Genomic DNA, 7,051 nt, shown 5'->3' on the forward strand with positions numbered 1-7,051 from the left:
CACCGTATCCAGATACCCCAGAAGATGATCCGCATTGCTCACCGGCGCCCGGTAGCCCAGGTGCCCGTCAGGGCGCATCAGCCACATTCTCGGGCCCTCACCGAAAGCAGCGGCAAACTCGCCCTGGTGGTCCCGCCAAATACGGATGGTGCCTTCCCTGGGGATCTCATCCATCGGCGTATCTCGAGTCACGATCACAGTCAGATGAACGCGCTCACGGTATTCCTGACCCAGACGATCGCTGAGTGCATACAGCACCAGCCGCTCTTTATGGCTCGGGCTCTCGCCCAATTGCAGCAACAGGTGGTGAACCGGTTTACGCAGCAGATCATGGAGTTGATGGAGGTGACCGGTACGAACAGAACTCAAGGCGGCATCAGGAAGACGGTCACCGGGCAATGGCCCCCGGTTGCGCCAGCCCAGTTCCGCTTCAGGGCCACAGTCCACCAGCGGCGACTGACGGTAATGTACGTCCAGCTGGCTGGCGGTACGCAACAAGCGCCGGGTGAGCCCGGGCCGCCCGCCGGCCATTTTCAGAAGAGAATCACGCGTACGGCGCAGCATCGGCAGCTTCACCAGCGAGGCCCGCGACAGCAGGTCAACCCCATGCAACATTTTCTCCGCCACGGGTTTGCGCTCCTGCTCGTAACTGTCGAGCAAGGCACCGCTACCATAGCCCTTGAGGTAGAAGGCCAGTTTCCAGCTCAGGTTGAAAGCATCGGCGATACCGGTGTTCATGCCTTGGGCGCCTAACGGACTCTGCACATGGGCGGCATCGCCGGCCAGGAACACCCGGTTGCGTCGATAGTGATGGGCCAGTCGCCGTTGCACGGAAAAGCGGCTGATCCAGCGTGGTTCACCCAGCTCCGGGGCCTCACCAAGGATGCTGGTAAGCCGATCCGTAAAGGGCTGCAAGCTCAGCTCGCCTTCCCAGTCTTCATCGCGGGCCATGATCAACCGCCACCCCTTCGGCAATGGCAAGGCAATCAGTAACCCCGCTTCCTGCAGGAAACCGTGGGAACTGTCATTGCGCCAGGGTCCCTGCCAGTCCACGTCCGCCAGCAGAAAATGCTCGTCGTAATCGACGCCATTGAAGCCGATACCCAACTGCTGGCGTACTGTGGAGCCAACCCCATCGGCTCCGACCAGCAAGCCACAGGTGATGGTTTCCACCTCGATGCCCTGTCGTACCCGGGCGCGAACGCCGGCGCCATCCTGGGTGAAATCGAGTAATTCCGTGCCGCGGACCAACTCGCCACCAAGACTGCGATAACGTTCGGTCAGGGCTTTTTCCACATCGGACTGGGGGCAGCTCAGCACCCAGGGGTACGGGGCATCCAGGCTGGTCAGATCCAGCTCGAACAGGAAGCCCTTGTCACCATAGACAGACACTGCCCGCATGGTGCGCGAGGCCTTGCGGATCGGTGCCAGCACTTCAAGGGCGGCAAAAATTTCCAGGCTGCGGGCATGCAGCCCCAGCGCCCGGGACCAGGGAGATGGCTCCGCGAGCCGATCAATAATGCAGCAATCAATGCCGTGTCGACGCAGGCCGATCCCCAGCACCAGGCCGGTGGGGCCAGCGCCAACAATCAGGACCTGCGGTGTGCGGTTACCGGTAATGCCGATGTTACACTCTCCTCAGGGTAGCCCATCACAGGCAACCCGATTTCCAATCCTGCCACATCCCAGAGTTCATTCATGGCACAGGCCTCACGCAAGATTATCCACGTGGACTGCGACTGCTTCTACGCCGCCGTGGAAATGCGTGACGACCCGTCCTTGCGCAACCGGCCTGTGGCTGTGGGGGGCGATCCCCACAGGCGCGGCGTTATTGCCACCTGTAATTATCCGGCCCGCCATTTCGGCGTGCATTCGGCCATGGCCTCATCCCAGGCCCTGCGCCTGTGTCCGGAACTGGTGATTGTACCCCCCAACTTCGACAAGTATCGCAAGGTCTCCACACAGATCCATGACATCTTCCGCCGTTACACCAGCCTGATCGAGCCGTTGTCGCTGGATGAGGCGTTTCTGGACGTGAGCGCCAGTGAGCAGTTCGATAATAGCGCAACTCGCATTGCCGAGGCGTTAAGGCAGGATATTCGCCGGGAACTGGGTATTACTGTGTCCGCTGGCGTGGCGCCCAACAAGTTTCTCGCCAAAGTAGCCAGCGACTGGCGCAAACCGGACGGGCTCTTTGTGATTCCGCCGGCCCAGGTGGAAGCCTTCGTGGCCGCCCTGCCGGTAAAAAAAATCTCTGGCGTAGGCCGGGTTACCGCCGAGCGCATGGCCGGCCTCAACCTGCATACCTGTGGCGATCTGCAGGGCATGAGCCGGCTGGAGCTGTCCCGGCATTTCGGCAGTTTCGGCGAGCGGCTCTATCACCTGAGTCGGGGGCAAGATGATCGGCCCATACAAACCGGCAGGCGGCGCAAATCCGTGTCCGTGGAGCGTACCTACGACAAGGACCAGCCCGACCTGAATGCCTGGCTGCGGGAGCTGGATGGGCTACTGGAAAAGCTCAAGACCCGCTTCGCCAAGCTGGACCAGCATTATCTGATCAGCGGACTCACCGCCAAGGTCAAGTATCAGGATTTCGTCAGTTTAAGCTGCGACAAGGCAGGCGACGATCTGGATCCGGCCCATTTCGAGGCGCTGCTGCGACAACTGTGGGAACGCCGCCCGGGCCCAGCCCGCCTGATCGGCATCGGCGCCCGCCTTCGCGACCTGAAAGCCCCGCAGCAGCCGGACCTGTTTCCGGAAGAAAGAGAGAAAGCGTTGCGGCAGCAGCGGAATCGGCTGTGAAGCAGTTGCGTAGGTTGGAGTTCGCGGGGGTCAGTGCAACCGCTGACAGACGCGGTTCTGCAGGTGGGCAGGAATCAGCCCCTCCATCAGTTCACGCCCCCGGCGCTGTACCGGCTCCATCTGAGCGTCCAGATAGGCATCCAGGGTGGCCACGCAATCGGCGCAGCGGTTCACGGTATCCGTATCCGGGTGCTCGGAGGCAGCCTTGACCGCCTGTTCCAGCTGATTCAGATATTTGAGCAACATGCTTTGCTCCAGGTAAAACCTCATTAACGGGCCGGCTTTCGCCGGTTCCCAATCGACCAAGTATGACGATCCTTCAAGACAGCCAGATGACATAGGTCAACCATGCAGTCAGTGTGCCAGACCTTGTAGAGATTGGGACGCTTGTGGAGACAAGGCGTTCCCGGAAAATTGTAAAAGAGTCTGTCAAGCCTCATTGCAACTCTTCACTCACAGGGATTGTCATCTGAGGTACTCTTGGAAAGTGTCGCTGTCTTTGGGATGGGACGGCGACGTTTTGACCGCCCTGCGGGCGGCTTCCTTGCCAAAGCAAGGTTCGCGCCTCAAGCGACGCGACTGTGTAGCGGGGCAAGGCGGCTAAATTTGCCCGAATAACGATTATTTTGCGACGGACCCGACCCTATGACCGAAACGGTATCCACCATTGTTGCCCCGGAAGGCAGCCTGGAAGTGCTCAGCCAGCACGAAGTCGAACGCCTGCGTGACACCTCCGGGAGCGGCCTGCACGAGCTGCTGCGCCGTTGCGCCTTGGCGGTGCTCAACTGCGGCACCCCTACTGATGACAGCCGCCAGGTGCTGGAGACCTACAAGGATTTTGATATCGAGGTAATCCAGGAAGATCGGGGACTGCGGCTCAAGGTGGACAATGCCCCTGCCGGGGCCTTCGTGGACGGACGTATGATCCGCGGCATCCGCGAGCACCTGTCTGCGGTGTTGCGCGATATCGTTTATGTGGCCAATGAGATCCAGAATAACGACAGCTTCAATCTGAACAGCAGCCAGGGCATCACCAATGCTGTATTCCATATTCTCCGCAATGCCGGAGCACTGCGGGCCGGAGCCTCTCCCAACATGGTGGTGTGCTGGGGCGGCCACAGTATTTCCCGGGAAGAGTACGACTATAGCAAGAGCGTGGGTTATCAGCTTGGCCTGCGCCACAAGGATATCTGCACCGGCTGCGGGCCCGGCGCCATGAAAGGGCCCATGAAGGGCGCCCATGTGGCCCACGCTAAACAACGCTTCAAGGGCGGCCGCTATCTGGGCATCTCCGAGCCCGGCATCATCGCCGCCGAGGCCCCCAACCCCATCGTCAACGAGCTGGTGATCATGCCGGATATCGAGAAACGGCTGGAGGCATTTCTACGGGTGGGGCACGGCATCATCGTGTTTCCTGGCGGTGTCGGCACCACCGAGGAAATCCTTTATCTGCTCGGCGTGCTACTGCATCCGGACAATGCAGATATGCCCTTGCCGGTAGTTTTCACTGGCCCGGCCAGCAGTGCGGACTACTTTCGCCAGGTCGATGCCTTTATTCGTGAGACGCTGGGAGACAGCGCGACACAACGTTACCAGATCATAATCGACGACCCGGAAGCCGTGGCCCTTGCCTTGTGTGTGGGCATCGACCGCCTCACACTGTTCCGCCGTGACAATGACGACGCTTTCTATTTCAACTGGCGATTAAATATTCCCCTGGAATTTCAGCAACCCTTCGAGCCCACCCACGAGGCCATGGCCGGCCTGGATCTCAGCCCCAACCAGCCGGTTCATCTTCTGGCCGCCAATCTGCGCAGGGCCTTCTCCGGCATCGTCGCGGGCAACGTGAAGGAACAGGGAATCCACGCCATCGAACAATACGGTCCCTTCCGCCTGCATGCGCCAGGTGAGCTGATGACACACCTGGACGAGCTGCTCAAGGCGTTTGTGGAACAGCATCGTATGAAGTTGCCGGGGAGTCATTACGAGCCGTGTTATGCGTTGGTGGGGTGACAAGCTACAAGCTACAAGCTACAAGCTACAACGCGATTCTGATTGGATTATTCCCCAACGCAAGAGGCCGCGCCCACTCTTTGGGCGCGGCCTCTTGCGTTGAGAAAACACAACGTTCTGTCGTGTTGCAGCTTGTAGCTTGAAGCTTGTTACTGCTCTTCTTACCGCGGCTGCATACGGATGCCACCGTCAATACGGATGGTCTCGCCGTTGAGGAAGCTGTTCTCGATCATGTGGCAGACCAACTGAGCGTATTCCGCCGGGTTGCCCAGACGCTTGGGGAACTGGGTCATTTCGATCAGCGGCATTTTCACCTTGTCCGGTGCCGCATTCATCAGCGGGGTGTTGAAGATACCCGGGGCGATGGTATTGCAGCGGATTCCCAGCGGCGCCAGGTCCCGGGCGATGGGCAGGGTCATGCCGACCACACCGCCTTTGGTGGCGGCATACGCCACCTGACCTACCTGGCCATCAAAGGCCGCTACGGAAGCCGTGTTCACGATCAGACCACGCTCGTTATCTTCGCCCGGCTCGTTTTCCGCCATGGCGGCAGCGGCCAGACGGGCCACGTTGAAAGTACCGACCAGATTGATCTTGACCACCATGTTGAACACGCCCAGATCATGAGGCTTGTTCTCGCGCCCCACGGTCTTCATGGCAGAGCCCACACCGGCACAGTTCACACACACATGGATGGCACCGAATTTTTCCACGGTGGCGTCGATGGCTGCCTTCACGGATTCCTCGTCGGTCACGTCGGTCTGCACAAACGCCGCATTGGCGCCCAGCTCCGCCGCCACTTCCGGGCCGCGCTTGTCGTCACGATCCAGAATCATGACCTTTCCGCCCTTGGCGATAATGGCTTCAGCGGTGGCCTGGCCCAGACCGGACGCGGCGCCGGTAATCACGGCAACTTTATCGGTAATATTCATATGCTCTCCTTGTGGTTAACGGGCTGTCGATGCTCCAGCGGCAACAGCCCATTACAAATGCTGCCCGGCAGTATACCCAGCCCGCTCACGCGTCACATTGTTGCTTTCGCTCAAACTGGGTGCCAATCTTTGACAACCGGCCAGGAGGGAAAACCTTGCCAGATACCGCCAGACAGGACGCCAACGCCACCTTGGTGGCGAGCTACCAGCGTATCCGGGCCTTCAGCGAACAGCTCTGCGCCCCCCTGCTCACCGAGGACATGGGCTTGCAGGCCTGCGCCGACGTGAGCCCGCCGCGCTGGCACCTGGCTCACACAACCTGGTTCTTCGAAACCTTTCTACTCAAGCCTCATCTGCCCGACTACCGGGTATTTCAACCGCAATTCGAATACCTGTTCAACAGCTACTACAACGGCATCGGTGAGCAGTTTTCCCGCCCGCAACGTCACCTTCTCTCGCGCCCCACCGGCGAAGAGGTTTATGCCTGGCGACGGCAAGTTGATCAGGCCATGGCTCGTCTTATCGAAGCGCAACCGGCCTTGGCAGATCGGATAACGCTGGGGCTCAACCATGAGCAACAGCACCAGGAATTGCTGCTGACCGACCTGAAGTACAGCCTCTCCTTCAACCCCCTGGCACCGGCTATCGGCCAGCCGCTCACCGCAGCAGACAAGGTTGCTCCGTTGGGCTTTACGCCTTTCAACGGCGGCCTGGTAGAAATCGGAGCCAACGAGAATGGCTTTGCCTTCGATAATGAGACGCCCCGCCATCGGGTCTGGCTGGAGCCGTTTGCACTGGCAAACCGACCTGTCACCAACGGTGAGTTCCGCGCCTTCATCGACGATGGCGGCTACCAGCGACCGGAGTTGTGGCTGTCGGACGGTTGGGCCTGGGTGCAGGCACAACATATTCAGCGACCACTTTACTGGCACGAGGACCTTGACCGGCACTTCACTCTGGCCGGGCTACAACCGCTACACCATGGGCAGATTCTCGCCCATGTGAATTACTACGAAGCGGATGCCTATGCCCGCTGGGCGGGCAAACGTCTGCCCACGGAACAGGAATGGGAGCACGCTGCAGCAGCACAGCCACCGGAAGGAAATTTTGTGGACAACGGCATCTACCAAGCTGGTGCGGCCCGCGAGACAGGCCTGATGCACCTGTTCGGTGATGTCTGGGAGTGGACCGCCAGCGCTTATCTGCCTTACCCGGGGTTTCAGGCCGCAGCCGGAGCCGTGGGCGAATACAACGGCAAGTTCATGTGCAACCAGATGGTGCTACGCGGCGGCTCCTGCGCCAGC

6 protein-coding genes are annotated in these 7,051 nt (G+C 60.1%); 3 read left to right on the forward strand and 3 right to left on the reverse strand.

Annotation, left to right across the window (positions count from 1 at the left end; all coding sequences use genetic code 11):
* On the reverse strand, positions 1 to 1,626 hold a 1,626-nt coding region (locus HUJ17_RS11935), incomplete at its 3' end, for an FAD-dependent monooxygenase (protein ID WP_366471178.1).
* A 72-nt stretch (positions 1,627 to 1,698) separates the two neighbouring features.
* On the opposite strand from HUJ17_RS11935, the gene dinB reads away from it, so the two are divergent.
* The gene (dinB, locus tag HUJ17_RS11940) at positions 1,699 to 2,802 is read left to right on the forward strand and encodes a DNA polymerase IV (protein WP_290510900.1); all 1,104 of its coding nucleotides are present in this window, start codon (positions 1,699 to 1,701) and stop codon (positions 2,800 to 2,802) included.
* Between the two features lie 30 nt (positions 2,803 to 2,832).
* Here dinB and HUJ17_RS11945 read toward each other — a convergent pair whose 3' ends face one another.
* The gene (locus tag HUJ17_RS11945; RefSeq protein ID WP_290510901.1) at positions 2,833 to 3,048 is read right to left on the reverse strand and encodes a hypothetical protein; all 216 of its coding nucleotides are present in this window, start codon (positions 3,046 to 3,048) and stop codon (positions 2,833 to 2,835) included.
* Positions 3,049 to 3,447: 399 nt separating this feature from the next.
* Here HUJ17_RS11945 and ppnN point away from each other — a divergent pair, with 399 nt between their 5' ends.
* The gene (gene ppnN / locus HUJ17_RS11950) at positions 3,448 to 4,815 is read left to right on the forward strand and encodes a nucleotide 5'-monophosphate nucleosidase PpnN (RefSeq protein ID WP_290510902.1); all 1,368 of its coding nucleotides are present in this window, start codon (positions 3,448 to 3,450) and stop codon (positions 4,813 to 4,815) included.
* Positions 4,816 to 4,976: 161 nt separating this feature from the next.
* Here the strand turns inward: ppnN and HUJ17_RS11955 are convergent, their stop codons facing one another.
* Positions 4,977 to 5,747, reverse strand: coding sequence for a 3-hydroxyacyl-CoA dehydrogenase (locus HUJ17_RS11955; RefSeq protein ID WP_290510903.1), 771 nt, complete (start codon positions 5,745 to 5,747; stop codon positions 4,977 to 4,979).
* 155 nt (positions 5,748 to 5,902) lie between these two features.
* Between HUJ17_RS11955 and egtB the strand changes: the two genes are divergently transcribed.
* Positions 5,903 to 7,051: ergothioneine biosynthesis protein EgtB (egtB, locus tag HUJ17_RS11960; RefSeq protein WP_290510904.1), on the forward strand; the 1,149-nt coding region annotated here is incomplete at its 3' end.

The organism is Alcanivorax sp. (assembly GCF_014762765.1).
GTDB lineage: Bacteria > Pseudomonadota > Gammaproteobacteria > Pseudomonadales > Alcanivoracaceae > Alcanivorax.

Coding starts and splice junctions, on each gene's coding strand:
- dinB (WP_290510900.1), top strand. CDS start 1,699: ATGGCACAGGCCTCACGCAAGATTATCCACGTGGACTGCGACTGCTTC.
- HUJ17_RS11945 (WP_290510901.1), bottom strand. CDS start 3,048: ATGTTGCTCAAATATCTGAATCAGCTGGAACAGGCGGTCAAGGCTGCC.
- ppnN (WP_290510902.1), top strand. CDS start 3,448: ATGACCGAAACGGTATCCACCATTGTTGCCCCGGAAGGCAGCCTGGAA.
- HUJ17_RS11955 (WP_290510903.1), bottom strand. CDS start 5,747: ATGAATATTACCGATAAAGTTGCCGTGATTACCGGCGCCGCGTCCGGT.